Origin of the sequence: Planococcus kocurii (genome assembly GCF_001465835.2) — a bacterium.
GTDB classification, from domain to species: Bacteria; Bacillota; Bacilli; order Bacillales_A; family Planococcaceae; genus Planococcus; species Planococcus kocurii.
Genome location: NZ_CP013661.2, coordinates 3,021,392 through 3,047,815 on the forward strand (window position 1 = coordinate 3,021,392; position 26,424 = coordinate 3,047,815).

At 40.9% G+C, this 26,424-nt stretch carries 21 protein-coding genes; all 21 read left to right on the forward strand.

Annotated features, from left to right (window positions below; all coding sequences use genetic code 11):
- The 21 genes from ylqF to AUO94_RS14785 all read left to right on the forward strand — a co-directional run bounded on the left by ylqF (position 1) and on the right by AUO94_RS14785 (position 26,393).
- Positions 1 to 864 carry a ribosome biogenesis GTPase YlqF gene (gene ylqF, locus AUO94_RS14685; protein ID WP_058384932.1) on the forward strand — a complete coding sequence of 288 codons (864 nt, stop codon included), beginning with the start codon at positions 1 to 3 and terminating at the stop codon, positions 862 to 864.
- A gap of 171 nt (positions 865 to 1,035) precedes the next feature.
- The gene (locus tag AUO94_RS14690; RefSeq protein ID WP_058384933.1) at positions 1,036 to 1,815 is read left to right on the forward strand and encodes a ribonuclease HII; all 780 of its coding nucleotides are present in this window, start codon (positions 1,036 to 1,038) and stop codon (positions 1,813 to 1,815) included.
- A 112-nt stretch (positions 1,816 to 1,927) separates the two neighbouring features.
- Positions 1,928 to 3,088 carry an ADP-forming succinate--CoA ligase subunit beta gene (sucC, locus tag AUO94_RS14695; protein WP_058384934.1) on the forward strand — a complete coding sequence of 387 codons (1,161 nt, stop codon included), beginning with the start codon at positions 1,928 to 1,930 and terminating at the stop codon, positions 3,086 to 3,088.
- 18 nt (positions 3,089 to 3,106) lie between these two features.
- Positions 3,107 to 4,009, forward strand: coding sequence for a succinate--CoA ligase subunit alpha (sucD, locus tag AUO94_RS14700; RefSeq protein ID WP_008430844.1), 903 nt, complete (start codon positions 3,107 to 3,109; stop codon positions 4,007 to 4,009).
- A gap of 320 nt (positions 4,010 to 4,329) precedes the next feature.
- Positions 4,330 to 5,226 (forward strand): DNA-processing protein DprA, encoded by an 897-nt coding sequence (gene dprA, locus AUO94_RS14705; RefSeq protein WP_058384935.1) that lies wholly within the window; start codon positions 4,330 to 4,332, stop codon positions 5,224 to 5,226.
- Between the two features lie 101 nt (positions 5,227 to 5,327).
- Positions 5,328 to 7,397, forward strand: a complete 2,070-nt coding sequence (gene topA, locus AUO94_RS14710) for a type I DNA topoisomerase (RefSeq protein WP_058384936.1) — start codon at positions 5,328 to 5,330, stop codon at positions 7,395 to 7,397.
- Positions 7,398 to 7,417: 20 nt separating this feature from the next.
- Positions 7,418 to 8,728, forward strand: coding sequence for an FADH(2)-oxidizing methylenetetrahydrofolate--tRNA-(uracil(54)-C(5))-methyltransferase TrmFO (trmFO, locus tag AUO94_RS14715; RefSeq protein WP_058384937.1), 1,311 nt, complete (start codon positions 7,418 to 7,420; stop codon positions 8,726 to 8,728).
- 67 nt (positions 8,729 to 8,795) lie between these two features.
- Positions 8,796 to 9,689: a tyrosine recombinase XerC gene (gene xerC, locus AUO94_RS14720; protein WP_058384938.1), complete on the forward strand. Its 894-nt coding sequence runs from the start codon at positions 8,796 to 8,798 to the stop codon at positions 9,687 to 9,689.
- A gap of 16 nt (positions 9,690 to 9,705) precedes the next feature.
- Positions 9,706 to 10,254, forward strand: coding sequence for an ATP-dependent protease subunit HslV (gene hslV / locus AUO94_RS14725; RefSeq protein ID WP_058384939.1), 549 nt, complete (start codon positions 9,706 to 9,708; stop codon positions 10,252 to 10,254).
- Entirely contained in the window at positions 10,251 to 11,651 is a 1,401-nt protein-coding gene (hslU, locus tag AUO94_RS14730) for an ATP-dependent protease ATPase subunit HslU (RefSeq protein WP_058384940.1), read from the forward strand. The genes hslV and hslU overlap by 4 nt, the downstream gene beginning before the upstream one ends.
- An 87-nt stretch (positions 11,652 to 11,738) precedes the next feature.
- Entirely contained in the window at positions 11,739 to 12,518 is a 780-nt protein-coding gene (codY, locus tag AUO94_RS14735) for a GTP-sensing pleiotropic transcriptional regulator CodY (RefSeq protein ID WP_058384941.1), read from the forward strand.
- Between the two features lie 223 nt (positions 12,519 to 12,741).
- On the forward strand, positions 12,742 to 13,458 hold the full coding sequence (gene rpsB / locus AUO94_RS14740) for a 30S ribosomal protein S2 (protein WP_038704256.1): 717 nt from the start codon (positions 12,742 to 12,744) through the stop codon (positions 13,456 to 13,458).
- Between the two features lie 89 nt (positions 13,459 to 13,547).
- Positions 13,548 to 14,432 carry a translation elongation factor Ts gene (gene tsf / locus AUO94_RS14745; protein ID WP_058384942.1) on the forward strand — a complete coding sequence of 295 codons (885 nt, stop codon included), beginning with the start codon at positions 13,548 to 13,550 and terminating at the stop codon, positions 14,430 to 14,432.
- A gap of 81 nt (positions 14,433 to 14,513) precedes the next feature.
- A complete protein-coding gene (gene pyrH, locus AUO94_RS14750; protein WP_058384943.1) occupies positions 14,514 to 15,239 on the forward strand; it encodes a UMP kinase in 726 nt (241 codons plus the stop codon).
- Entirely contained in the window at positions 15,239 to 15,796 is a 558-nt protein-coding gene (frr, locus tag AUO94_RS14755) for a ribosome recycling factor (RefSeq protein ID WP_058384944.1), read from the forward strand. The genes pyrH and frr overlap by 1 nt, the downstream gene beginning before the upstream one ends.
- A 152-nt stretch (positions 15,797 to 15,948) precedes the next feature.
- The gene (locus AUO94_RS14760) at positions 15,949 to 16,740 is read left to right on the forward strand and encodes an undecaprenyl pyrophosphate synthase (protein ID WP_058384945.1); all 792 of its coding nucleotides are present in this window, start codon (positions 15,949 to 15,951) and stop codon (positions 16,738 to 16,740) included.
- On the forward strand, positions 16,737 to 17,528 hold the full coding sequence (locus AUO94_RS14765; RefSeq protein WP_058384946.1) for a phosphatidate cytidylyltransferase: 792 nt from the start codon (positions 16,737 to 16,739) through the stop codon (positions 17,526 to 17,528). Before AUO94_RS14760 ends, AUO94_RS14765 begins: the two co-directional genes overlap by 4 nt.
- 16 nt (positions 17,529 to 17,544) lie before the next feature.
- Positions 17,545 to 18,690: a 1-deoxy-D-xylulose-5-phosphate reductoisomerase gene (dxr, locus tag AUO94_RS14770; RefSeq protein ID WP_058384947.1), complete on the forward strand. Its 1,146-nt coding sequence runs from the start codon at positions 17,545 to 17,547 to the stop codon at positions 18,688 to 18,690.
- A 42-nt stretch (positions 18,691 to 18,732) separates the two neighbouring features.
- Positions 18,733 to 19,992, forward strand: coding sequence for an RIP metalloprotease RseP (gene rseP, locus AUO94_RS14775; RefSeq protein WP_058384948.1), 1,260 nt, complete (start codon positions 18,733 to 18,735; stop codon positions 19,990 to 19,992).
- A 95-nt stretch (positions 19,993 to 20,087) separates the two neighbouring features.
- A complete protein-coding gene (locus AUO94_RS14780; protein ID WP_058384949.1) occupies positions 20,088 to 21,791 on the forward strand; it encodes a proline--tRNA ligase in 1,704 nt (567 codons plus the stop codon).
- A 294-nt stretch (positions 21,792 to 22,085) separates the two neighbouring features.
- Positions 22,086 to 26,393 carry a PolC-type DNA polymerase III gene (locus tag AUO94_RS14785; RefSeq protein ID WP_058384950.1) on the forward strand — a complete coding sequence of 1,436 codons (4,308 nt, stop codon included), beginning with the start codon at positions 22,086 to 22,088 and terminating at the stop codon, positions 26,391 to 26,393.
- Positions 26,394 to 26,424: the final 31 nt, after the last annotated feature.

Sequence of the window (26,424 nt, forward strand, 5' to 3'; positions counted from 1 at the left end):
ATGACGATACAATGGTTTCCTGGACACATGGCGAAAGCGCGAAGACAAGTTACTGAAAAACTAAAGTTAGTGGATATTATTTTCGAACTTGTGGATGCCAGATTGCCTTTATCTTCACGAAATCCAATGATCGATCAAGTGATTCAGCAAAAACCACGTCTTATTATCTTGAACAAAATGGACATGGCCGATGAAGTTGAAACGAAAAAATGGATTCGTTATTTCGAAGATCAAGGTACTCGTGCAGTTGCCATCAACTCGCTTGAAGGCAGAGGGTTGCAATTAGTTACGAAAGCATCAAAAGAAATACTTGAAGAAAAATGGGATCGGATGATTTCAAAAGGTATTAAGCCTCGTGCCATTCGAGCGATGATTGTTGGAATTCCAAATGTCGGTAAATCGACACTCATCAACCGTTTATCGAAAAAAAGCTTAGCGAAAACTGGAAATATGCCAGGTGTTACGAAAGCTCAGCAGTGGATTAAAGTCGGGAAAGAAATTGAACTATTGGATACACCGGGTATTTTATGGCCGAAGTTTGAAGATCCTGAGACTGGATTGAAACTGGCCGTTACGGGAGCAATCAAAGATTCAGTTATTCAAATGCAGGAACTGGCTATTTATTCTCTGAAATTTCTAGCAGAACGCTATCCAGAACGCATGATGGAGCGTTACGGAATTGACCATGTGGATGAAGAAATCGTCAATACCTTTGATCATATCGGAAAAAAGCGTCGTTGTTTAGATCAGCATGGCGAAATCGACTATGAAACAACCGCTGAAATAATTGTTCGCGATATTCGGAACCAGCATTTGGGCAAAGTAACGTTCGATTATAGAGATGAAATGATTGAAGAAGAGTGAGGGTTTCCTCTATTCGATTACCGGCTGTTCCTCGATTTTGAGGAACAGCTTTTTTGATAAGTGACACAAGTGTTGCGGCTTTAACCGTAGCATTGGAATTGAAAAAGCGACGGTGTAGTGAAACAGCATGAATAATTTAGAAAAAATTAAATGGCGAGAGAAGTTGAATCGATGCAAACAACTACGGAAATAAAAGAAAAATTGAATGGCATAACGGAATGGCAACCGTGGATGGAGGAGCTTGAAAAGGACACGCGTAAAAGTGTTCAAACTTTATTAGCATCTTGGCTACGCAAGCAAATGCATCGAAAAAAATTGTTGGAAAATCATAATTCTAAATTAGTATTCGACGATGTATTCAGAAAATCCAAAGCTGATTTAGTGGCAGGAATTGATGAAGCCGGAAGAGGTCCGCTAGCTGGTCCTGTGGTAACAGCTGCCGTCATTTTGCCTGAGGACTGCTCGAGCCTTGTGGGTTTAGATGATTCTAAGCAGTTGAGTAAAGTTAAGCGCGATCAGTTTGCAGAAATTATTAAAACGATTGCCATTAGCTATTCGGTTCATGTCCAGTCCCCTGAAGAAATTGATCGGCTTAATATTTATCAGGCAACAAAAAGCTCGATGACCCAAGCAGCACTGGCGCTTTCCCCTTCTCCTCATATCGTACTGGCTGATGCGATGATGCTCAAACTGCCAATGCCTTGTGAATCCATCATCAAAGGTGATGCTAAGAGCTTAAGCATTGCAGCAGCTTCTATTTTAGCGAAAACAGGAAGAGATGCCCTTATGGCGGAATACGCTCTTCAATATCCACAGTACGGATTTGAAAAACATTCCGGTTATGGCACGAAAGATCATATCGCAGCGCTTGAAAAATATGGTCCATGTAAAATCCACCGATCAACATTCGAACCGATAAAATCTCTTTTGACAAAAAAATCGCTGGTTTAAATAGATGAAGTTTTGTCGGAATAACGAACAACGGTGGACTTTTTGTGACAACTTTAATACAATGGTAAAGGCAATAAAATTACGATAAAGATGTTTGATTGGAGGATGACAGATGAATATCCATGAATATCAAGGAAAAGAACTCCTCAGACAATACGGCGTAGCAGTTTCTTACGGCACTGTTGCTTTTTCTCCGGAAGAAGCAGTAAAAGCGGCGAAAGAACTGAGTACGGATGTTGTCGTGGTTAAAGCGCAAATCCACGCAGGTGGACGAGGCAAAGCTGGCGGTGTTAAAATCGCTAAAAATCTGGATGAAGTCCGTACATATGCAAAAGAACTTTTAGGTAAAGTTCTTGTGACTCATCAGACAGGTCCAGAAGGCAAAGAAATTAAACGCCTGTTGATCGAAGAAGGATCTGACATTAAGAAGGAGTATTACATCGGATTGGTGCTTGACCGCCAAACTGCTCGTGTTACTCTTATGGGCTCTGAAGAGGGCGGAGTTGATATCGAAGAAGTTTCTGAAAACACTCCTGAAAAAATCTTTAAAGAAATTATCGATCCAGTAATCGGTTTGACTGGTTTCCAGGCACGCCGCATGGCTTTCAACATGAACATTCCGCCAAAGCTTGTAAACAAAGCAGCGAAATTCATGCTTGGCCTATACACTGTATTTATCGAAAAAGATGCATCTATCGTTGAAATTAACCCGTTAGTTGAAACTGGCGACGGCAATATTTTAGCGCTTGATGCGAAATTTGATTTCGATGAAAACGCTCTTTACCGCCACAAAGACATTGTGGAACTTCGCGATTTCGACGAAGAAGATGCAAAAGAAATCGAAGCCTCTAAGTATGACTTAAGCTACATTTCTTTAGATGGGAACATCGGCTGTATGGTTAACGGCGCCGGACTTGCTATGGCAACAATGGACACGATCAACTATTACGGCGGAACACCCGCTAACTTCCTTGACGTTGGGGGCGGTGCGACCGCTGAAAAAGTAACGGAAGCTTTCAAAATCATTCTTTCAGATAAGAATGTAAAAGGAATTTTCGTTAACATTTTTGGCGGTATCATGAAGTGTGACATCATTGCAGAAGGCGTTATTCAAGCTGCCAAAGAAGTAAGTCTTGAAGTGCCATTAGTAGTCCGTCTTGAAGGAACAAACGTAGAAATCGGTAAAAAACTGCTGAATGAATCAGGTCTTAATATCGTAGCTGCTGGAACAATGGCAGACGGCGCTAAACAGATCGTAGAACTTGTAGGCTAAAGAAGGGCAGGGACAAAAATGAGTGTATACATTAACAAAGACACAAAAGTGCTTGTACAAGGAATTACAGGGTCAACTGCCCTTTTCCATACAAAGCAAATGCTTGAATACGGAACGAAAATCGTTGCGGGTGTAACACCAGGTAAAGGCGGAACTGAAGCTGAAGGCGTACCTGTCTTCAATACTGTTGAAGAAGCAGTAAAAGCTACAGGCGCTAACGTATCTGTAATTTACGTACCGGCACCTTTCGCAGCAGACGCAATTCTTGAGGCTGTTGAAGCTGAGCTTGACATGGCAATTTGTATCACTGAGCACATTCCTGTATTGGATATGGTGAAAGTGAACCGTTACATGGAAGGCAAGAAAACACGTCTTGTTGGACCAAACTGCCCGGGCGTTATCACTCCGGACGAATGTAAAATCGGCATCATGCCTGGATACATTCACAAAAAAGGACATGTTGGCGTTGTTTCACGTTCAGGTACATTGACGTATGAAGCGACTCACCAATTGTCTGAAGAGGGAATTGGCCAATCGACAGCTGTCGGTATCGGTGGAGACCCTGTAAACGGTACAAACTTTATCGATGTGTTGAAAGAATTCAACGAAGATGAAGATACGTACGCAGTTGTTATGATCGGTGAAATCGGCGGAACAGCTGAAGAAGAAGCTGCTGAGTGGGTTAAAGCGAACATGACAAAACCTGTTGTCGGATTTATCGGCGGACAAACTGCACCTGAAGGAAAACGTATGGGCCATGCCGGTGCGATTATTTCTGGCGGTAAAGGAACAGCTGCTGATAAAATCAAAGCAATGAATGAAGCTGGAATCGAAGTTGCAGACACTCCATCCGTAATTGGAGAAACGTTGATCAAAGTGATTAAAGAAAAAGGTTTATACGACAAGTGTAAAACTCATTGATCTATAAGGAAGGCTCAAAATGCTGTGTTATCAGTATTTTGAGCCTTTTTTTGCATTGTGATAATCCGGTGAAAGCAAACTGGCAATAACTGAATTAATTATAGAATTCCTGATTTTATCAAAACCGATACAGTACTGACTGTTTTATCTTAGCTTTTGATAATCCATTAAAAGGATTCTGTCCGAACGGTCATATGGTTAGTACAAAACTTTACTATTCATTTTCCTTTATTTACAGCAAGTGTAAAACCTATTAATATGGACTATAAGTGCATGCGAAGATATGCATTTTTACCTTAAAAAAGAACAGGAGGAATAACATGAACAAAGAATTTACAGAACGGTTACTAGCGCTGCATTACGTATATCCAAAAAGTTTGAACAAATTACTGCCACTACTGGCGGATGATCCAGATTTATCAGCACTTGAACAAAAATCACCAAATGAATTAATGTCACTACTGAACATTAAATTAGAACAAGCAATCAAACTAAAAGCCTCTTACAGACAATCCCTGACATATCCCTTACATGAAGCCTACGACAAATATAGGATCCTCCCCATGTCTTATCAACATCCTTTCTATCCCGAAAGTTTATTTGAATTAATCGATCCACCAGCTGTACTTTATGCGAAAGGAGACATTGCTTTACTCGCAAATTCTCAAAAAATAGCCATCATCGGTTCCCGAAAAGCCTCTTCATACACACAAAAAGCTCTTGAAAAAATCGTACCTCCGCTTGTTGAAAGCGGTTTTGTTATTGTCAGTGGGCTAGCAAGAGGCGCAGATGCTATGGCCCATCAAAAAACGATTGATTTAGGTGGTCGAACGATTGCTGTTACAGGTAGTGGTTTTTTGCATCCTTACCCAAAAGAAAACAACGCATTAAACGATATAATAGAAGAAAAACAGTTGGTTTTGACTGAGTATCCCCCTTATATGAAACCCTTAAAATGGAATTTTCCGATGAGAAATCGCATCATTAGTGGATTATCTAAAGGAATTGTTGTAACGGAAGCTCTAGTGAAAAGTGGTACTTTGAGTACAATTGAACATGCGCTAGATCACGGAAAAGATATTTTTGCAGTTCCTGGAGATATTGGTTCGCTATTATCTGAAGGACCGCATAAATTAATTTTAGAAGGCGCAAAACCCGTGTGGAATGGCTGGCAAGTACTCGAAGAATACCAACAAATGACAGCTGAAAAACAATGAAAAAAATGAAAAGCCTTGCATTAAGCTAAAATCTGTTATACATTTTGCAACAGGTAATTCTTTTAAGCATTTTGAGAAACCTCTATGAGGAGGAAATAGTTATGGCGGATTTTTTAGTGATTGTTGAGTCGCCTGCAAAGGCTAAGACGATCGAACGGTATTTGGGTAAGAAATATAAAGTCCGTGCTTCACTTGGACATTTACGCGATTTGCCCCGGAGTCAAATGGGTGTAGACGTGGAAAACAATTATGAACCTCGATATATTACGATAAGAGGTAAAGGACCAATTTTGCAAGATCTTAAAAAAGAAGCGAAAAAAGCGAAGAAAGTCTTTCTCGCGGCTGACCCCGACAGAGAAGGAGAAGCAATTGCATGGCATTTGGCGACGGCACTCGGTATTGATCAAACTTCAGATTGCCGTGTCGTTTTTAATGAAATTACCAAAGATGCGATTAAGGAATCATTTAAGCATCCGCGTAAAATTGATATGGACTTAGTCGATGCGCAACAAGCACGACGGATATTAGATCGACTTGTCGGCTACAGCATCAGCCCATTACTTTGGAAAAAAGTAAAAAAAGGCTTATCAGCTGGACGCGTACAATCTGTCGCGTTGCGTTTAGTTATCGATCGAGAAAATGAAATCAAGAGCTTCGAACCAGAGGAATACTGGTCAATCACTGGAGAGTTCGAAAAAGCGAAGAAAAACTTCGAAGCGCAATTTTATGGCAACACAAAAGAAAAAATGAAATTGCATAATGAGGCTGACGTTAAAGCGGTCATGTCTTCCATGTCAGGAAAAAACTTTACCGTAAATCGCGTAGTGAAAAAAGAAAGAAAAAGAAACCCTTCTCCTTCTTTTACAACTTCTTCACTTCAGCAAGAAGCTGCTCGTAAATTAAACTTCCGAGCTAAAAAGACCATGATGCTTGCACAACAGCTGTATGAAGGTATTTCAGTAGGGAAAGAAGGCATCACGGGTTTGATTACGTATATGAGAACGGACTCTACCCGAATCTCGGATACGGCAAAAAAAGACACAATGGACTTTATCGTCGAGAACTACGGCGAGGAATACGTGACACAAAAAGCGCCAGCTAAGCAGTCAGCAAAATCACAAGACGCCCATGAAGCGGTTCGACCGACAAGCGTGATGAGAACGCCAGAATCGATGAAGAGCATTTTATCACGTGATCTTTACCGTCTATATAAATTGATTTGGGATCGATTTGTAGCGAGCCAAATGTCATCGGCTGTTCTAGATACAGTTATGGCAGAGTTGCAAAACGGTGAAGCAGTGTTCCGTGCAAATGGTTCTCAGGTTAAGTTTCCCGGTTTTATGAAGCTTTATATTGAAGGCACCGATGACCAGAAAGAAGAAAAAGATAATATACTGCCGGAAATGGCTGAAGGCGATATCGTGAAAGCGGTCGACGTTACACCAAATCAGCATTTTACGCAGCCACCTCCGCGCTTTACAGAGGCTCGCTTAGTACGAGCACTTGAAGAACTAGGAATTGGACGTCCATCAACTTATGCACCAACTTTGGATACCATTCAAAAACGTGGCTATGTTACATTAGACGCTAAACGCTTTATTCCAACGGAGCTGGGTGAAATTGTTCATCAGCTAGTGCTCGAGTTTTTCCCGGACATTTTAAATATCGAATTTACGGCTAAAATGGAGCATGATTTGGATACAGTGGAAGATGGCGAAATTGAATGGCGCACCATTATCGATGCTTTTTACCAGAAATTCGAAAAAAATGTCGAAGTGGCAGAAAATGAAATGGAAAAAGTACAGATTAAAGATGAACCAGCTGGTGAAGATTGCGAACTGTGTGGTTCGGCAATGGTTTATAAATTGGGACGTTATGGTAAGTTCATGGCTTGTAGCAATTTCCCTGAATGCCGAAATACAAAAGCCATCGTCAAGCACATTGGCGTGAAATGCCCAACATGTAAAGAAGGCGAAATTGTTGAAAGAAAAAGTAAGAAGCGCCGGATATTCTACGGCTGCGAACGTTACCCAGAATGTGAATTCGTATCATGGGATAAACCAATTGAACGCCCATGTCCGAAATGTAACGAGTTGCTGGTAGAGAAAAAAGTGAAAAAAGGCGTTCAAATCAATTGCACAAGCTGTGATTATAAAGAAGAAGTTCAATAATACTATAGAGGTGTTTGAAAATGACGAAATATGTAAACGTAATTGGGGCAGGATTAGCTGGTAGTGAAGCAGCGTGGCAAATCGCAAAACGCGGGATTAATGTCCGTTTATACGAAATGCGCCCTGTTAAACAGACGGCAGCCCATCATACAGACAAATTTGCCGAGTTGGTGTGCAGCAATTCACTACGTGCTAACTCTTTAACTAATGCAGTTGGAGTTATTAAAGAAGAAATGCGTAAACTGGATTCAGTGATTATCGAATCAGCAGACGGTGCGTCTGTACCGGCTGGAGGGGCACTTGCGGTGGATCGCCATGAATTTGCGGCGGCCGTTACTGACAAAGTAAAAAACCATCCGTTAGTAGAAGTAATCAACGAAGAAGTAACAGAGATTCCAGAAGGCATTACGATTATCGCGACAGGCCCATTAACATCTCCTGCGCTTGCTGAAAAAATACGTGGCTTGACTGGCGAAGAATATTTATACTTCTATGATGCAGCAGCGCCAATCGTTGAAAAAGACAGTATTGATATGGATAAGGTTTATTTGAAGTCCCGTTACGATAAAGGCGAAGCGGCTTACCTGAACTGTCCGATGACAGAAGAAGAATTTAAACGTTTCCACACCGCGCTTGTCGAAGCAGAAGTTGTGCCTCTGAAAGAATTTGAAAAAGAGATTTATTTTGAAGGCTGTATGCCTGTCGAAGTGATGGCGGCTAGAGGTGAAAAAACCTTAACGTTTGGTCCGATGAAACCAGTAGGACTAGAAGATCCGAAAACAGGCGAGCGTCCGTATGCGGTCGTTCAACTTCGTCAAGACGACGCTGCTGGAACACTTTACAATATTGTTGGATTCCAGACGCATTTAAAATGGGGACCTCAAAAAGAGGTATTGAAATTAATTCCTGGTTTAGAGAATGTGGAAATTGTGCGTTATGGTGTGATGCACCGTAACACGTTCATCAATTCACCACGCGTATTGAAACCGACGTATCAGCTGAAAGCAGATGCCAATATCTTCTTCGCAGGTCAAATGACTGGAGTCGAAGGGTATGTAGAATCTGCAGGAAGTGGGTTACTAGCAGGAATCAATGCAGCGAAATTAGCGTTGGGCGAAGAATTGCTAGTGTTCCCAGCGGACACAGCGTTAGGTAGCATGGCACGTTACATTACTGAAGCAGACAGCAAGAATTTTCAGCCGATGAATGTTAACTTTGGGTTATTCCCGGAGCTAGGTGAACGGATTCGTTCGAAACAAGAACGTGCTGAAAGACACGCAAACCGTGCACTCGAATCAATTCAAAATTATATGAATACAGTAACGGTTTAATTGATAAAAGCCTCTAAATGTTGTTATAATTTAGAGGCTTTTCTATTTGGTGAAAGGTGGAGCACATATGGAGAAAGAAAAGATGCTTGAATCCTTTATGACCTATATTCAATTAGAGAAAAATTATTCAGAACACACTGTCCACCATTATGAACATGATTTGGCGGATTTTTTTCTGTTTTTGAATGCTGAAGGCGTACCTAACATTAGAGAAGTTGAGTATATACATGCCCGAAACTATATGACAAAGCTATATGATGCCAAGTTGTCTAGAACGACGGTTTCTAGGAAAATTTCTGCGATTCGATCATTTTTCCGTTACGGCAATCGTGAGTTTGGACTAGATGAAGCTGCATTTAGATCTCTCTACCATCCAAAAAAAGAAGAACGTCTCCCACAATTTTTTTATGAAGAAGAGCTTGCGCAGCTTTTTAAGTCCGTTCTAGGTGAAGACAAATTATCAGTACGCAATACCGCGCTCTTAGAATTGTTGTACGCGACAGGAATGCGAGTCAGCGAGTGCGTCTCTATTCGCTTAGGTGATTTAGACCAAGCCATACAGATTGTCAAGGTGATGGGCAAAGGCAGAAAAGAACGTTACATCCCTTATGGGCAATTCGCACAAGACGCGTTGGAACATTATATGGAAGATGCGCGTCCTAAACTGATGAAGAATCAAAAACACGATTACTTATTTGTAAATAGCCGGGGAGAGGCAGTAACCGATCGTGGAGTTCGCCACATTTTGAGCGAATGCATGAAAAAGGCTTCTGTCAATTCTTCAATCTATCCGCACATGATTCGCCACAGTTTTGCAACTCACTTAATAAACAACGGAGCCGACATTCGGACCGTCCAAGAACTGCTTGGGCATTCCCACTTGAGTTCTACACAAGTTTACACGCATGTGACGAAAGAACATTTGCGCAATACGTATTTAAATTCACACCCGCGAGCTTAGAGAGGAGAATTTCACAATGCAAGAATTCCATGCAACTACGATATTCGCTGTTCGCCACAATGGCCAATGCGCCATGTCAGGCGACGGTCAAGTAACATTTGGTAATGCTGTTGTCATGAAGCACACAGCCAGAAAGGTACGGAAACTTTATAACGGACAAGTTCTGACTGGATTTGCAGGGTCAGTCGCAGACGCTTTTACTCTCTTCGAAATGTTCGAAGGAAAACTGACTGAGTACAACGGCAACTTGCAACGAGCAGCTGTCGAATTAGCAAAACAATGGCGCGGAGACAAAATGCTTCGTCAATTAGAAGCAATGCTCATCATTATGAACAAAGATGAATTGTTGCTCGTTTCAGGTACTGGAGAAGTAATTGAACCTGATGATGGAATTTTAGCAATCGGTTCGGGCGGCAACTACGCACTAGCAGCAGGGCGGGCGTTAAAGAAATATGCAGGTGATCATTTTACAGCTGCAGAAATTGCAAAATCGGCTTTAGAAACAGCCGCAGATATTTGTGTTTATACAAATCATCAAATTGTTGTGGAGGAATTGTCCGAATGAAAAATCAATCAGATTTAACGCCAAGACAAATTACTGACCACTTAGATCGTTATATCGTTGGTCAAAAAGACGCAAAACGTTCCATAGCAATCGCTTTGCGTAATCGCTACAGAAGAAGCCGTTTGGACGAAGAAATGCGTGGAGAAGTTATTCCGAAAAACATTTTAATGATCGGACCTACAGGCGTCGGAAAAACAGAAATTGCTCGCAGAATTGCTAAATTGACCGGGGCACCATTTATCAAAGTCGAAGCAACCAAGTTTACAGAAGTTGGCTATGTGGGTCGGGATGTCGAGTCGATGGTTCGTGACTTGGTCGAGGCAGCTGTTCGTATTGTCAAAGAGGAAAAGTTTGAAGCAGTTCAATTTCAAGCAGAGTCGGCGGCTAATGAACGAATTGTAAAATTGTTAGCTCCCTCGATGCGTAAAAAACAAGCAAACCAAAATCCGTTAGAAATGCTATTTGGTCAGAAGCTTGAACAAGAAGAAGAAGAAGAACCGACTGCAGAAGTTGAAGTTCGTGTGAAAAGAAGAGAAATCGCTGCGGACTTAAAAGCAGGTAAGTTAGAAGATGAGTGGATAACCGTAGAAGTAGTTGAAAATTCAAATTCTATGTTTGATGCATTGCAAGGTTCGGGCATGGAGCAAATGGGTGCGAGTATGCAAGATGCATTTTCTTCCCTTATGCCAAAGAAAAAGAAAAAACGTCGTTTGCAGGTAAAAGAAGCTCGTCGTATTTTAACAACTGAAGAGGCGGCAAAATTGGTAGATGATGAAGAAGTGGCATCAGAAGCAATTGAGCGTGCAGAACAGCATGGCATCATCTTCATTGATGAAATGGACAAGATTGCTAGCAAGAATGGTTCTTCATCTGTAGATGTGTCACGAGAAGGTGTGCAGCGTGATATTTTGCCAATCGTTGAAGGCTCTACTGTGTCCACAAAATATGGTGCGGTTAAAACGGATTATATGTTATTCGTTGCTGCTGGAGCTTTCCATATGTCTAAACCGTCTGATTTGATTCCTGAATTACAGGGGCGTTTTCCGATTCGTGTTGAATTACAGAAGCTAGAAGTGGGAGATTTTGTTAAAATTTTAACGGAACCAAAACATTCTTTAATAAATCAGTATAAAGCTCTTCTCGAAACAGAGGGAGTTGTGGTACAATTTAATGATGCCTCAATAGTCAGACTTGCAGAAATTGCATATGAAGTAAATCAGGACACAGATAACATCGGCGCACGCAGACTGCATACCATACTCGAGCGTCTGTTGGAAGATTTGTCTTTCGAAGCTTCCGAGATTTCACCGGCACAAATTGACATTACCCCTCAATATGTGAACGAAAAACTCGAGAATGTGGCGAAAAACAAAGACTTGTCACAATTTATTCTGTAAAACAAGGCGAAATAGTTTCAATAAAGAGTAAAAACCTTTAGAATATTGAATAAACAGAGCAAGAATTTATGTAGGAGGTTCATTTAAATGAATTTATTAGGGAAAACAAGACGAATTAACTCAATGCTGGAAGCAGCAGGCGGGAAAAAAGTAAACTTTAAAGATATGGCTGAGACTTTAAGCGAAGTAATCGAATGCAACGCATTCGTAGTTAGCCGTAAAGGTAAAGTATTAGGCTATGCAATTAACCAACAGATCGAGAATGATCGTATGAAAGGTATGCTTGAGGATCGTCAATTCCCAGTTGAGTATACACAAAAGCTTTCAAACATCACTGAAACGACTGAAAACTTGGATGTTAACAGTGAGCACACAATCTTCCCTGTAGAAGAACGCGAATTGTTTAAAAATGGTTTAACAACGATCGTGCCAATTAATGGTGGCGGCGAACGTCTTGGAACTTTGCTTCTTGGACGTGTGGATGCAGAATTCCATGACGACGATTTAATTCTTGGTGAATATGGCGCTACTGTAGTAGGGATGGAAATCCTTCGCGAAAAAGGTGACCGTATCGAAGAAGAAGCACGCAGCAAAGCAGTTGTACAAATGGCGATTTCTTCACTTTCTTACAGTGAACTTGAAGCTATCGAGCATATCTTTGAAGAACTTGATGGCAACGAAGGATTGTTAGTTGCTTCTAAAATCGCTGACCGCGTAGGAATTACACGTTCAGTAATCGTTAACGCACTTCGCAAACTTGAAAGTGCTGGTGTTATCGAATCACGTTCTCTAGGAATGAAAGGGACATACATCAAAGTATTGAACGCAAAATTCCTTGCAGAACTAGAACAATTAAAAATGAACTAAACGAATTTTAAGATGTCAGGAATTTATCCTGACATCTTTTCTTCTGTCTATTTAACCTTATTTAAGATAAAAGTGTTGCGCTTTAAAGCGTTAGCGTGATATAATTTCAAATGGTGTTAAATACACACGCATTTCGATTTGAGTCGTAGGTGCCCAACTTGGGTAACGGTTCAGAGAAGAAAAATGCGGAGGGAAAAAATAACCTATCAGGAGGAAACAAATCATGGCAGTAATCTCAATGAAACAATTGTTAGAAGCTGGTGTTCACTTCGGTCACCAGACTCGTCGTTGGAACCCGAAAATGAAAAAATATATTTTCGTGGAGCGTAACGGTATCTACATCATCGATCTACAAAAAACAGTTCGCAAACTGGAAGAAGCTTATAGCTTCATGAAACAAGTTGGCGAAGAAGGCGGGAAAGTGCTTTTCGTTGGTACGAAAAAACAAGCACAAGACGCGATTAAAGAAGAAGCAGAACGCTCTGGTAACTACTACATCAACCAACGCTGGTTGGGTGGAACACTTACTAACTTCGGTACAATCCAAAAACGTGTGAACCGTTTGAAACAAATCGAGCGCATGGAAGAAGATGGAACTTTTGAAGTTCTACCGAAAAAAGAAGTTGTTCAGTTGAAAAAACAACACGAACGTCTTGTTAAATTCTTAGGCGGTATCCGTGATATGAAAGCTCTACCGGACGTAATGTTCGTAGTTGATCCACGTAAAGAACGTATCGCTGTTGCAGAAGCAATGAAATTGAACATTCCAATCGTTGGTATCGTAGATACTAACTGTGACCCGGATGAAATCGATTATGTTATTCCTGCAAACGACGATGCAATTCGCGCAGTTAAATTACTAACTGGTAAAATGGCGGATGCTTTGCTTGAATCAAAACCGGAAGAAGATGAAGAAACTCAAGCTGAATCTGCTGAGTAATTCACGATTACACAGGTGATAAGCGGCCAACCCCTCTTATCACCTTTTTTTGAGAAAATAGCAACATATCATAAAGGAGGAAATTAATCATGGCAGTTACAGCACAAATGGTAAAAGAATTGCGCGAAAAAACAGGCGCAGGTATGATGGATTGCAAAAAAGCATTAGTCGAAACAAACGGAGATATGGAAGCAGCTTTAGATTTCTTGCGTGAAAAAGGTCTTTCAAGCGCATCTAAAAAAGCAGACCGTATTGCAGCAGAAGGAATCACTTCAATTCTTGTTCAAGAAAACGAAGCAATTATCTTCGAAGTAAACGCTGAAACTGACTTTGTTGCGAAAAACGACGGTTTCCAAACCTTAGTAAAAGAATTGGGCGAGCACCTGATTACAACCAAACCAGCTACTGTTGAAGAAGCAAATTCATCAACTATGTCTAATGGTTTATCAGTTGCAGACCACATTTCAAACGCAATCGCTAAAATTGGTGAAAAAATCACATTGCGTCGTTTTGAAATTCGTACAAAAACAGATGCAGATGCTTTCGGACCATACCTTCACATGGGTGGACGAATTTCAGTACTTGTAGTTCTTGAAAACTCTACAGATTCAGATGCTGCACGCGACATCGCTATGCACATTGCTGCATTAAACCCTAAATACATCTCACGTGACGAAGTTTCTGCTGACGAAGTAGAACACGAACGTAAAGTGTTGACTGAGCAAGCGTTAAACGAAGGCAAACCAGAAAAAATCGTTGCGAAAATGGTTGAAGGCCGCCTTGGTAAATATTTCGAAGACATTTGCTTGCTTGACCAAGCATTTGTTAAAAACTCTGATCAAAAAGTTCGTGATTTCGCTACTTCTACTGGTGGATCGATTAAAGAATTCATCCGTTACGAAGTTGGAGAAGGCATCGAAAAACGTGAAGACAACTTTGCTGATGAAGTTATGAGCCAAGTTAACAAAAAATAAGATTTTTTATCATATGTTTTATCTTGGGGAACACAAGAATGTGTTCCCTATTTTTCAATAAAAGTGTAACGGAGGGTACCGATGAGTGTTCAGCAATATAAACGCATTGTATTAAAACTAAGTGGTGAAGCAATGGCAGGTGGACAGGGGTTCGGATTGTCCCCTGAAATCATCAAATCAGTCGCAAGCCAAGTAAAAGAAGTGGTGGAACTCGGAGTGGAAGTCGCAGTAGTAGTAGGCGGCGGCAATATTTGGAGAGGCAAAGTTGGTTCTGAAATGGGAATGGACCGTGCCACAGCCGATTATATGGGCATGCTGGCAACCGTAATGAACTCATTGGCGTTACAGGATTCATTAGAAAAGCAAGATGTAGAAACGCGTGTCCTGTCATCTATTGAAATGCGCCAAGTAGCTGAACCTTATATCCGCAGAAGAGCCATCCGTCATTTAGAGAAAAAACGAGTTGTCATTTTTGCGGCAGGTACAGGAAATCCATACTTCTCAACTGATACAACAGCAGCATTACGTGCGGCAGAAATTGAAGCCGATGTCATTTTAATGGCGAAAAACAATGTTGATGGCGTGTATTCAGCTGATCCGAAGACGGATTCTACAGCAGTAAAATATGAAGAACTTTCTTATTTCGATGTGATTCAACAAGGCTTGCAAGTGATGGATTCAACAGCTTCAACACTATGTATGGACAATGATATTCCACTCGTAGTATTCTCAATTATGGAAAATGGAAATATAAAAAGAGCTGTACTCGGAGAGAAAATCGGGACAGTAGTGAGGAGAACAATCTAATGCCGAAATCAGTAATGAATGAAACTACATCTAAAATGACTAATGCAATTCAAGCTTTTTCGCGTGATTTGGCCTCTATCCGTGCGGGGCGTGCAACTCCATCAATTCTTGATAAGTTAACAATTGACTACTATGGTTCTCCGACTCCAGTCAACCAAGTGGCAGGAATTTCGATTCCTGAAGCACGGTTGATCATGATTCAGCCGTATGACAAATCAGTTCTTGGTGATATCGAAAAAGCAATCCTTAAGTCTGACTTAGGGCTGAGCCCATCAAACGATGGTTCGGTAATTCGTTTAGCCGTACCTGCACTGACAGAAGAACGCCGCAAAGATCTTGTGAAACAAGTGAAAAAAGAAGCGGAAGAAGCAAAAGTTGGAATTCGTAATATTCGTCGAGATGCGAATGACGAGTTCAAAAAACTGGAAAAGAAAAGTGAAATCACAGTTGATGACTTGCGTGGTTATTCTGACGACGTCCAAAAGCTAACGGACGATAACATTACGAAAATTGATGAAATGGTTAAAGGTAAAGAAAAAGAGATTATGGAAGTTTAAATCGAACTTCATTTCATGTCGAGCGTCCTGTTAAACAGGACGCTTTTTCATGCAAAAAATAGGTGCTGTCTCTTTAAAGAAGCGCACAATGCTGTTTTTTTTGATATGATAAGCAATAGACATGCCGATTTGTACTAGGTGGAGGATTAAATATGTTCAATAAACTATTAAAACGAAATACTGATCAGTCTTTGGGAACCGGAGATCGCTCAGTTTTGATTTCAACTGAAAAGGTTCCGGCTCATATTGCAATTATCATGGATGGTAATGGACGCTGGGCAAAAAAACGTGCACTGCCCAGAGTTGCAGGTCATCACGAAGGGATGAAGACTGTTCGCAAAGTGACTAAGCTTGCCAACGAACTGGGTGTGGATGTGTTAACTTTATACGCATTTTCTACTGAGAATTGGAAGCGACCAAAAATTGAAGTGGATTTCTTGATGCGGTTACCTGAAGAGTTTTTAACAACTTTTCTACCGGAACTGATTGAAGAAAATGTGCGAGTAGAAATGATGGGTTATCGTCATAATTTGCCAGGGCACACATTACGGGCAATTGAGAAAGCGAAAGAAGCTACAAAAGATAATACCGGACTGGTCTTAAACTTCGCTTTAAACTATGGCAGCCGTGCAGAGATTGTGGATGCTGTAAAAGATATCGCAGCGCAAGTAGCTGCTGGGACTTTAGATATCAATGATATAAGCGAAGATCTTATTTCTGGGGGGTTGATGACAAAAGGGTTGCCAGAACCGGATTTATTAATCCGCACAAGTGGCGAAGTCCGTTTAAGTAATTTTATGCTTTGGCAATTGGCCTATACTGAGTTTTGGTTCACGGAAACCTTGTGGCCCGATTTTAATGAAGATTCCTTGTTGGAAGCAATTAGGAATTACCAAAAACGCAATCGGCGTTACGGAGGGTTGAAAGGAGACGAAGTGAAATGAAACAACGGATTATAACAGGTGTCATTGCGGCAGCTCTTTTCATTCCTTTTGTTATTTATGGAGGCGTTCCGTTTGTCCTGCTGGTTTATTTGCTAGGGACAGTAGCGTTGCAGGAACTTTTGAAAATGAAAGGCCGGAGTCTACGGAGTATTCCCGGTCTTATTTCTTTGCTAGCACTTTATGCGTTTATGCTCCCTGATCGTTGGGCAGACCAAGTATTTGAATGGACAGGTTATGAAAAAGTCGAATTTGCCTTTTTAGCCGTTATTCTTCTATTAATACATACAGTTGTCGTGAAAAATAGTTTTACTTTCGATGATGCCGCTTTTGCTGTTTTAGGAACTTTATATGTAGGAATCGGCTTCTTCTATTTTATCGAAACACGCGAAGCAAGCTTGAGTTACTTAATTTTTGCATTATTGGTAGTCTGGTTTACCGATTCAGGTGCATATTTTACAGGGCGCAAAATTGGAAAGCGGAAACTCTGGCCAGAAATTTCACCGAACAAAACGATTGAAGGATTTGTAGGGGGTATTGTTTGGGCAATTGGGATTGCATTGATATTTAACTACTTTATTCCGTTAAATCACTCAATCATCCTGATTGTCATCGTCACAATTATCGCTTCGATTTTCGGACAAATGGGTGATTTGGTAGAATCTGCGCTAAAACGCCATTTCAATGTAAAAGATTCAGGTTCGATTTTGCCAGGGCACGGCGGAATATTGGATCGTTTTGATAGTATTTTATTTGTTATGCCTTTGCTTCATTTTTTACATTTTATCTAAGAGAGGAACTTGCTGAATGGTTAAGAAAATTGTTTTATTGGGAGCTACCGGTTCAATCGGTGTACAAACAGCTGATATCATCCGAGAACATCCGCATGAATTTTCGTTGATTGGATTTTCTGCCGGAAAAAACATGGATGTTACGCGTAAATTGATCGTTGAATTCAATCCGGAAATTGTCTGTATTCAGCAAGCGGAAGATGCTAAAACACTGACAGCAGAATTCCCAGCGACGGCATTCGTTTCAGGTGCGAAAGGATTAATCGAAATTGCTGTTTGGGATGCTGACATCTTAGTTAATGCAGTTCTTGGCAGTGTGGGCCTTGAGCCGACGTTAGAAGCGATTAAGCTGGGGCGTACCATTGCAATCGCTAACAAAGAAACGCTCGTTACAGCAGGCCATTTAGTTATGAATAGTGCCAAACAGTTTGGGGCAGTGATCCTTCCGGTCGACAGTGAACATTCCGCATTGTTCCAAGCGCTCAATGGAGAGAAAAAAGATCAAGCTAGTCGGTTGATTTTGACCGCTTCTGGCGGTAGCTTTCGCGATTTGACTCGTGACCAGCTAAAAAATGTTACGGTACAGGATGCCTTGAATCATCCGAATTGGTCAATGGGATCAAAAATCACCATTGATTCGGCGACTATGGTTAATAAAGGTTTGGAAGTCATTGAAGCTCATGTGCTATTTGGTTTTGCATATGCCGATATAGATGTGGTGCTTCACCGAGAAAGTATTATTCATTCGATGGTCGAATTTCAAGATACGAGCGTAATCGCACAACTTGGAACTCCTGATATGAGAGTGCCAATTCAGTATGCATTGTCCTATCCTAATCGACTTCCACGACCGACAGCAAAACGATTGGATTTAGCTGAAATTAGTCAATTGAATTTTAAAAAGATGGACTATAAACGTTTTCATGCTTTGCAGTTAGCCTTTGATGCTGGAAATGCAGGCGGTACGATGACTACTGTTTTAAATGCAGCAAATGAACAGGCTGTCGCTCTGTTTCTTGACGAAAAAATCAAGTTCTTGCAAATTGAAGAAATGATTGAACGTGCAATGGATCACCATGAAGTTTTAAGCAATCCAGATCTTGAAACCATTCTGCACGTAGATGCTGAAACAAGAAAATCTGTAAAAAACATGCTAAAATGACTAAAGATCAAAACCGAATAAATTTATAAGGATGGGTTTAAAATGGAGACAGTTATCTCGTTTATAATAATTTTCGGTGCTTTAGTATTTTTTCATGAATTTGGTCATTTCCTTTTTGCAAAGCGAGCCGGTATTTTAGTCCGTGAATTTGCGATTGGTATGGGCCCGAAAATTTTGGGTATTACTAAAGGAGAAACGCTTTATACGTTGCGTTTGTTACCAATTGGTGGCTATGTACGTATGGCAGGCGAAGATATGGACACAATCCATCTTCAAGCAGGTCATCGTATTGGTGTTCTTTTAAACAAAGAAGGCCAAGCTAAAAAAATCATCATGAATCAGAAGCATGTTTACCCTGAAATTTTATTTCTTGAAGTAGAAGAAGCAGACCTTGAAAAAGAACTGTGGATCAAAGGCTATGATGAAGATGAAAAGCTAATACGCATTGAAGTTGCGCGTGACGCGGTTGTTGAGGAAAATGGCAGAGAAACCATTTTGGCCCCTTACGACCGACAATTTGATTCGAAATCAGTGGGCAAACGATTCATGACAATTTTTGCAGGACCGCTTTTCAATTTCATTTTGGCATTTCTTATTTTTACAGTAATTGGTATGATGCAGGGTGTCCCAACTTTTGAACCTGTTATTACCGAAGTAACGGAAGCAAGTCCAGCGGCAGAAGCTGGAATGCAAAATGGTGACTTGGTAACTGAAATTGAAGGAAAACAAATTGGCACTTGGGATGAACTAGTTGAATCGGTTCAGACGAATGCGGGGAATCCGCTTGCTTTTAGTGTTGAACGAGACGGTGAGCTGTTAGACTTTACCATTACACCTGAAATTTCAGGTCAATCCGCTGAAGAAATCGGTGTAATCGGTGTACTTTACGAAAGTCCGGTAGAAAAAGATTTCTTTGGATCTTTTGCCTACGGCGCAGAACAAACCATCTTTTGGTTTAAAGAAATTTTCCGTTTGCTTGGTATGCTCGTAACGGGCCAGTTTACAATTGATGCACTTTCTGGTCCAGTGGGCATTTACAAAACGACTGAAGAAGTAGCTAAATACGGATTCTTTACTTTGATGAGTTGGGCAGGTATGCTCAGCATTAATCTCGGCATCATGAATCTACTGCCATTACCAGCACTTGACGGTGGACGTTTAATGTTCTTTATTCTTGAAGCGGTGCGGGGCAAACCGGTGGATCGGCAAAAAGAAGGAATGGTCCATTTTGTTGGAATTATGCTTCTCATGCTGTTAATGATTGTCGTCACTTGGAATGACATTCAAAAGTATTTCTTTTAAATAATAGCAAGTGGGCAGTACTGGACAGGCATATAGTTGCCTGTCCAAAGCTTTTCGTTTTAAAAATTTTATAGTCAGTTGAGGTGTATTTTGGAATGAAACAAACAGCAACTTTTATCCCGACATTACGTGAAACGCCAGCAGATGCAGAAGTGAAATCGCATCAATTATTATTGCGTGCCGGATTTATTCGACAAAATACGAGTGGTATTTATTCGTTCTTGCCACTCGGTAAACGTGTACTTCAAAAAGTTGAAACGGTAATTCGCGAAGAAATGGAAGCAGCGAACAGCGTCGAGATTTTCATGCCTGCACTTCAGCAAGCCGAATTATGGCAAGAATCAGGCCGGTGGTATACCTACGGGGACGAATTGATGCGTTTGAAAGATCGTAACGACCGCGAATTTGCCCTAGGCGCAACGCATGAAGAAGTGATCACAAGCTTATTGCGTGATGAAATTAAATCTTACAAGAAATTGCCATTGAACTTATTCCAAATTCAATCAAAATTTAGAGATGAGAAACGTCCTCGCTTTGGCTTGTTACGTGGTCGTGAATTTTTAATGAAAGATGCTTATTCGTTTCATGCGACGACTGAAAGTTTAGATGAAACGTATGACGTAATGATGCAAGCATATACGAATATCTTTACACGTCTTGGACTAAATTTCCGCGCAGTTATTGCGGATTCAGGTGCGATTGGTGGAAAAGACAACCATGAGTTTATGGTGTTGTCGGAAATTGGTGAAGATACAATTGCTTATTCGGACACTTCTTCATATGCAGCGAATATCGAAATGGCTGCAGTTAACGTAAATTATCCAGTTTCAGACGAAACTCCTGAAACGTTGGAAAAAGTTGCAACGCCAGGTAAGAATACAATTACAGACGTTGCAGAATTTTTTGGAACTACTGCTGATAAATGCATTAAAACAATGGTCTTTAAAGCGGATGAGGAATTGGTTATCGTTTTAGCAAGAGGCGATCATGAAGTGAACGATGTTAAAGTTAAACATGCTACCGGTGCTACTGTTATCGAAATGGCTACACCAGAAGAGGTACAGCAATTATTAGGCTGTGATATCGGTTCGTTAGGGCCTATCAATTTGCCTGAAGATATTCGTTTGTTTGCTGATCACGCAGTGGAAAACATCGTTAATGGAATTGCTGGAGCTAACGAAAGCGGCTATCATTATAAAAATGTAACACCAGGAAAAGACTTTACAGTTCCTGCTTTCCACGACCTGCGCTTTATCCAAGAAGGAGATGCCTCTCCAGACGGACAAGGAACAATTCAATTTGCTAAAGGCATTGAAGTAGGTCACATTTTCAAATTGGGCACAACATACAGTATTCCGTTAAAAGGTACGTTCTTAAACGATCAAGGCAAAGCGATGCCTTATATTATGGGATGTTACGGAATTGGTGTATCTCGTGTATTGGCTGCAGTTGCAGAACAATTCCAAGACGAAAATGGTTTTACCTGGCCAGATGTTGTTGCTCCTTATGAAGTTCATTTAGTACCGGTTAATGTTAAAGACGATACGCAGCGTGAACTTGGCGAAGAACTGTATTCGTTATTAAAAGAAAACCGTTACGAAGTATTACTTGATGACCGCAAAGAACGAGCAGGTGTGAAATTTGCAGATGCAGACTTGATCGGCTTACCAATCCGTATCACCATTGGTAAAAAAGCAGCAGAAGGCATTTTAGAAGTTAAAATACGTCGTACAGGTGAAACATTTGAATGGACGCGTGACGAAGTACTTGAGAAAATACAGCAGTTTTTTAAAAAATAATAACGAAATCTGATATGATGAAAGGAAAGTACACATTGTACTTTCCTTTCTTTTTCTGCCCGCTTCAGAATCTACAGGGATGTCTCAAATGAGCTATCAAAACTTAATGAACGGGTATAGCTACTTTCCTGATTAGGAAAAGAATCACTTACCTTCCTGTTTATTAATTTCTATATTTTTAGGGTTTTAGTTACTTCTATACACATAGCATTTAAAGGAAGAGTGGAAAGCGTCCGCCTAAAGCAATTTTTTACAATTCGCTTTTCTCAAATCACTACCATGAAGGGGATCATTATGACAAACGAGCAAGACTCCAAAATGCGATTCAACTTGCTGCTTCAGCATCTCGACTTAACGGACGATGTGCACATGCCTTTTTTTGAAGAGGCTGAATTGACACGGATGACGGTCCATAAAAAAGAGCGGTCGTGGAAATTTCTTGTGAAATTGAAGAATATCCTGCCGATTGATTTGTACTTATTAGTTAAAGAGCGACTTTATAGTACCTTTTCTCCGATTGCTTCCGTTCAATTAACTATTGAAACAACGCAAGAAACAGCACAAGAGAATCTTGTGTTGTCTTACTGGAAATACGCGGTTGAAGAATTAGCAGACATGGCACCTCCACTGCGTGATCGCTTATTGTCGCAAGTACCTGTATGGAATGGCAATAAACTATTATTACAATGCAATCATCAACATGAAATGATGGCGTTAAAATCAAAATACAGCGAAAAACTAGCAGCAGTATACCGTCAGTTTGGATTTCCACATGTCGCGATCGATTTCCAACTGTCTGACGAAAATCAGGAAGCTGCCCACGAAGCATTTATGGCAGAGCGTCTACGTGAAGAAGAAGAAATGGCTAGAAAAGCACTATCAGATATGAAAAAACGAGAAACCAACCAGAGAGAAAATGGAGCTCCTTCAGGACCATTCCAGATGGGTACTGCTATCAAGCCAGATGAAAATATTGTAGAGATTAAATCCATCACTGATGAAGAGCGCCGAGTGACAGTTGAAGGTTACGTCTTTGATGCAGAAGTGAGAGAACTTCGAAGTGGACGTTCGCTGTTAACAGTTAAAATAACGGATTATACTGATTCAATTCTTATCAAGATGTTCTCGCGTGATAAAGAAGATGCTGAACTCATGGCTAATGCGAAAAAAGGCATGTGGTTAAAAGCGCGCGGCTCGATCCAAACGGACACTTTTGTTCGTGATTTAGTCATGATGGCGCAAGATATGGTTGAGATCAAACCGGAACTTCGCCGGGATACAGCAGAAGAAAAGCGTGTCGAATTGCATTTGCATACACCGATGAGTCAAATGGATGCTGTGTCTTCTGTCGATTCACTCGTCAGTCAAGCGGCTAAATGGGGACATCCAGCAATCGCAATTACCGATCATGCTGGAGTGCAATCATTTCCGGATGCCTATGCTGCCAGTAAAAAACATGGCATTAAAGCAATATTTGGTTTAGAAGCAAATTTAGTAGACGACGGGGTACCGATTGCTTATGAAGAGCGTCATGCGTTATTAGAAGAAGAAACGTTTGTGGTATTTGACTTAGAGACAACAGGGTTGTCTGCTGTATACGACACCATTATTGAACTAGCTGCTGTAAAAATTAAGGGCGGCCAAATTATTGATAAGTTCGAAAGCTTTGCCAACCCTCATCATGAGCTGTCATCGACGACAATTGAGTTGACGGGCATTACAGACGACATGGTCAAGAACGCACCAGAAGTGGAAGAAGTGATTCGCAAATACCATGAATGGGCAGGCGATCATATTATGGTTGCCCATAATGCTTCATTCGATATGGGCTTTTTATACGTATGCTATAAAAAATACGGTATCGATAAAAAGCATGCCACCATTGATACGTTAGAACTGGCCCGCATGCTCCATCCAGAGTTGAAAAGTCACCGGTTAAACACCTTGGCTAAGAAATTTGGCATTGAGCTGACACAACATCACCGAGCCATCTATGATACAGAAGCGACTTCGTATTTATTGACGCATCTGTTAAAAGAAGCAGATCAAAAAGGGATTCTTTATCACGATCAAATCAATGACTATGTCGGTAGTGGGGATGCGTACAAACGTGCACGTCCAACTCACTGTACGTTACTTGCGCAAAACCAAGAAGGATTAAAAAACCTATTCAAGCTGGTGTCTGCTTCACATATCGATTATTTCTACCGAGTGCCGCGTATTCCGCGTTCACTATTGCAAAAACATCGAAATGGGCTGTTAGTCGGTTCAGGTTGTGATAAAGGTGAAGTATTTGAAGCGGTCATGCAAAAATCAATGGAAGAAGTTGAAAAAGCAGCGCAATTTTATGATTATTTGGAAGTTCATCCAAAAGAGGTTTACTCGCATTTAATCGAACGAGAAATGATCCGTGATGAATGGAACTTGGAAGACATTATCCGGAAATTAGTGAAAATCAGCCGTAAATTAGAGATTCCTCTGGTTGCTACTGGCAATGTCCATTATTTAGACGAGACAGATGCTATTTTCCGACAAGTGTTGATTGGGTCTCAAGGTGGAGCCAATCCACTGAATCGAACCAAATTACCAAAAGTACATTTTAGAACGACAAATGAAATGCTAGATGCTTTTGAATTTCTTGGAAGTGAAACAGCGCACGAACTAGTTGTAGCAAATTCCTTGAAAATTTCAGACATGATTGATGTTGTGAAACCCATTAAGGATGAATTGTATACACCGAAGATTGAAGGAGCCGATGAAGAGATCCGTGAGTTGAGCTACAACATGGCAAAACAGATTTATGGATTGCCTTTACCAGAAATCGTAGAGGCGCGTATTGAAAAAGAACTAAAGTCCATTATCGGTCACGGATTTGCGGTTATTTACTTGATTTCACATAAGCTTGTTAAAAAGTCATTGGACGATGGCTATCTAGTAGGTTCTCGTGGGTCGGTTGGTTCTTCGCTCGTCGCAACATTAACAGAGATTACGGAAGTAAATCCGTTGCCGCCACATTACATTTGTAGAAAATGCAAAAAATCAGAGTTCTTTGATGACGGTTCGGTAAGCTCTGGGTTTGACTTAAAAGACAAAAATTGTCCGGATTGCGACGTGCCATATCAAAAAGAAGGTCAAGATATTCCGTTTGAAACCTTCTTAGGATTTAAAGGGGATAAAGTTCCCGATATTGATCTGAACTTTAGCGGTGAATATCAATCAAAAGCCCACAACTATACAAAGGAATTATTCGGTGAAGACAATGTATTCCGTGCAGGAACGATCGGTACGGTTGCGGAAAAAACAGCCTATGGGTACGTGCGGGGATATGCAAATGATCGTGATATGACGTTGCGCGGAGCAGAAATCGATCGTCTGGTGCAAGGATGTTCGGGCGTTAAACGAAGTACCGGACAGCATCCAGGAGGAATTATTGTCGTACCTGATTATATGGACATCTATGATTTTTCGCCGATACAGTTTCCGGCAGATGCGCAAGACTCTGAATGGAAAACAACGCATTTTGATTTCCATTCGATTCACGATAATTTATTGAAGCTTGATATACTTGGTCACGATGACCCGACAGTTATTCGCATGCTACAAGATTTATCAGGAATCGATCCGAAAACCATCCCGACCGATGATCCTGAAGTGATGAAAATATTCGCTGGACCAGAATCGCTCGGTGTAACGAAAGAACAAATTGGTTGCAAAACGGGGACACTTGGCATTCCTGAATTTGGTACGCGATTTGTGCGCCAGATGTTAGAAGAAACAAAGCCAAATACATTCTCGGAACTGGTTCAGATTTCAGGACTTTCTCACGGGACAGACGTTTGGTTGAGTAACGCGCAAGAATTAATTCAAAACGGAACTTGTCAGCTGTCCGATGTAATTGGTTGCCGTGATGACATCATGGTTTACTTGATTTATCAAGGGCTTGAATCTTCATTAGCGTTTAAAATTATGGAGTCAGTCCGAAAAGGTAAAGGGTTAACGCCTGAATTTGAGGAAGCGATGAAAAAAGAGGGTGTGCCGAACTGGTACATCGAGTCATGCAAAAAGATTAAGTATATGTTCCCGAAAGCCCACGCTGCTGCTTATGTATTGATGGCGGTAAGAATTGCTTATTTCAAAGTACATTTCCCGGTTCTTTATTACGCGGCTTACTTTACGGTTCGTGCGGAAGATTTCGATGTCAATGCTATGGCCAAAGGATCACAAGCGATTCGGACTGTAGTTAGCGAAATTAATGCCAAAGGATTGGAGGCTTCGACAAAAGAGAAAAACTTATTAACGGTTATGGAACTGACACTCGAAATGGTGGAGCGTGGCTATACTTTCCAAAAAGTCGATTTGTATAAATCCTCTGCAGATGAATTTATTATTGAAGGAAATAGCCTGATTCCTCCTTTTAATGCCATTCCAGGACTCGGGACCAATGCGGCAAAATCAATCGTTGCTGCACGCGAGCATGGAGAGTTTTTATCAAAAGAAGATTTGCAGCAACGTGGTCGTGTTTCAAAAACAATCATCGAATACATGGATGATCACGGTTGCCTTGAAGGCATGCCTGAGGCGAATCAGCTATCCTTGTTCTAGCCGGTTGCACCGCGGTGCCGGTTGTGGTATT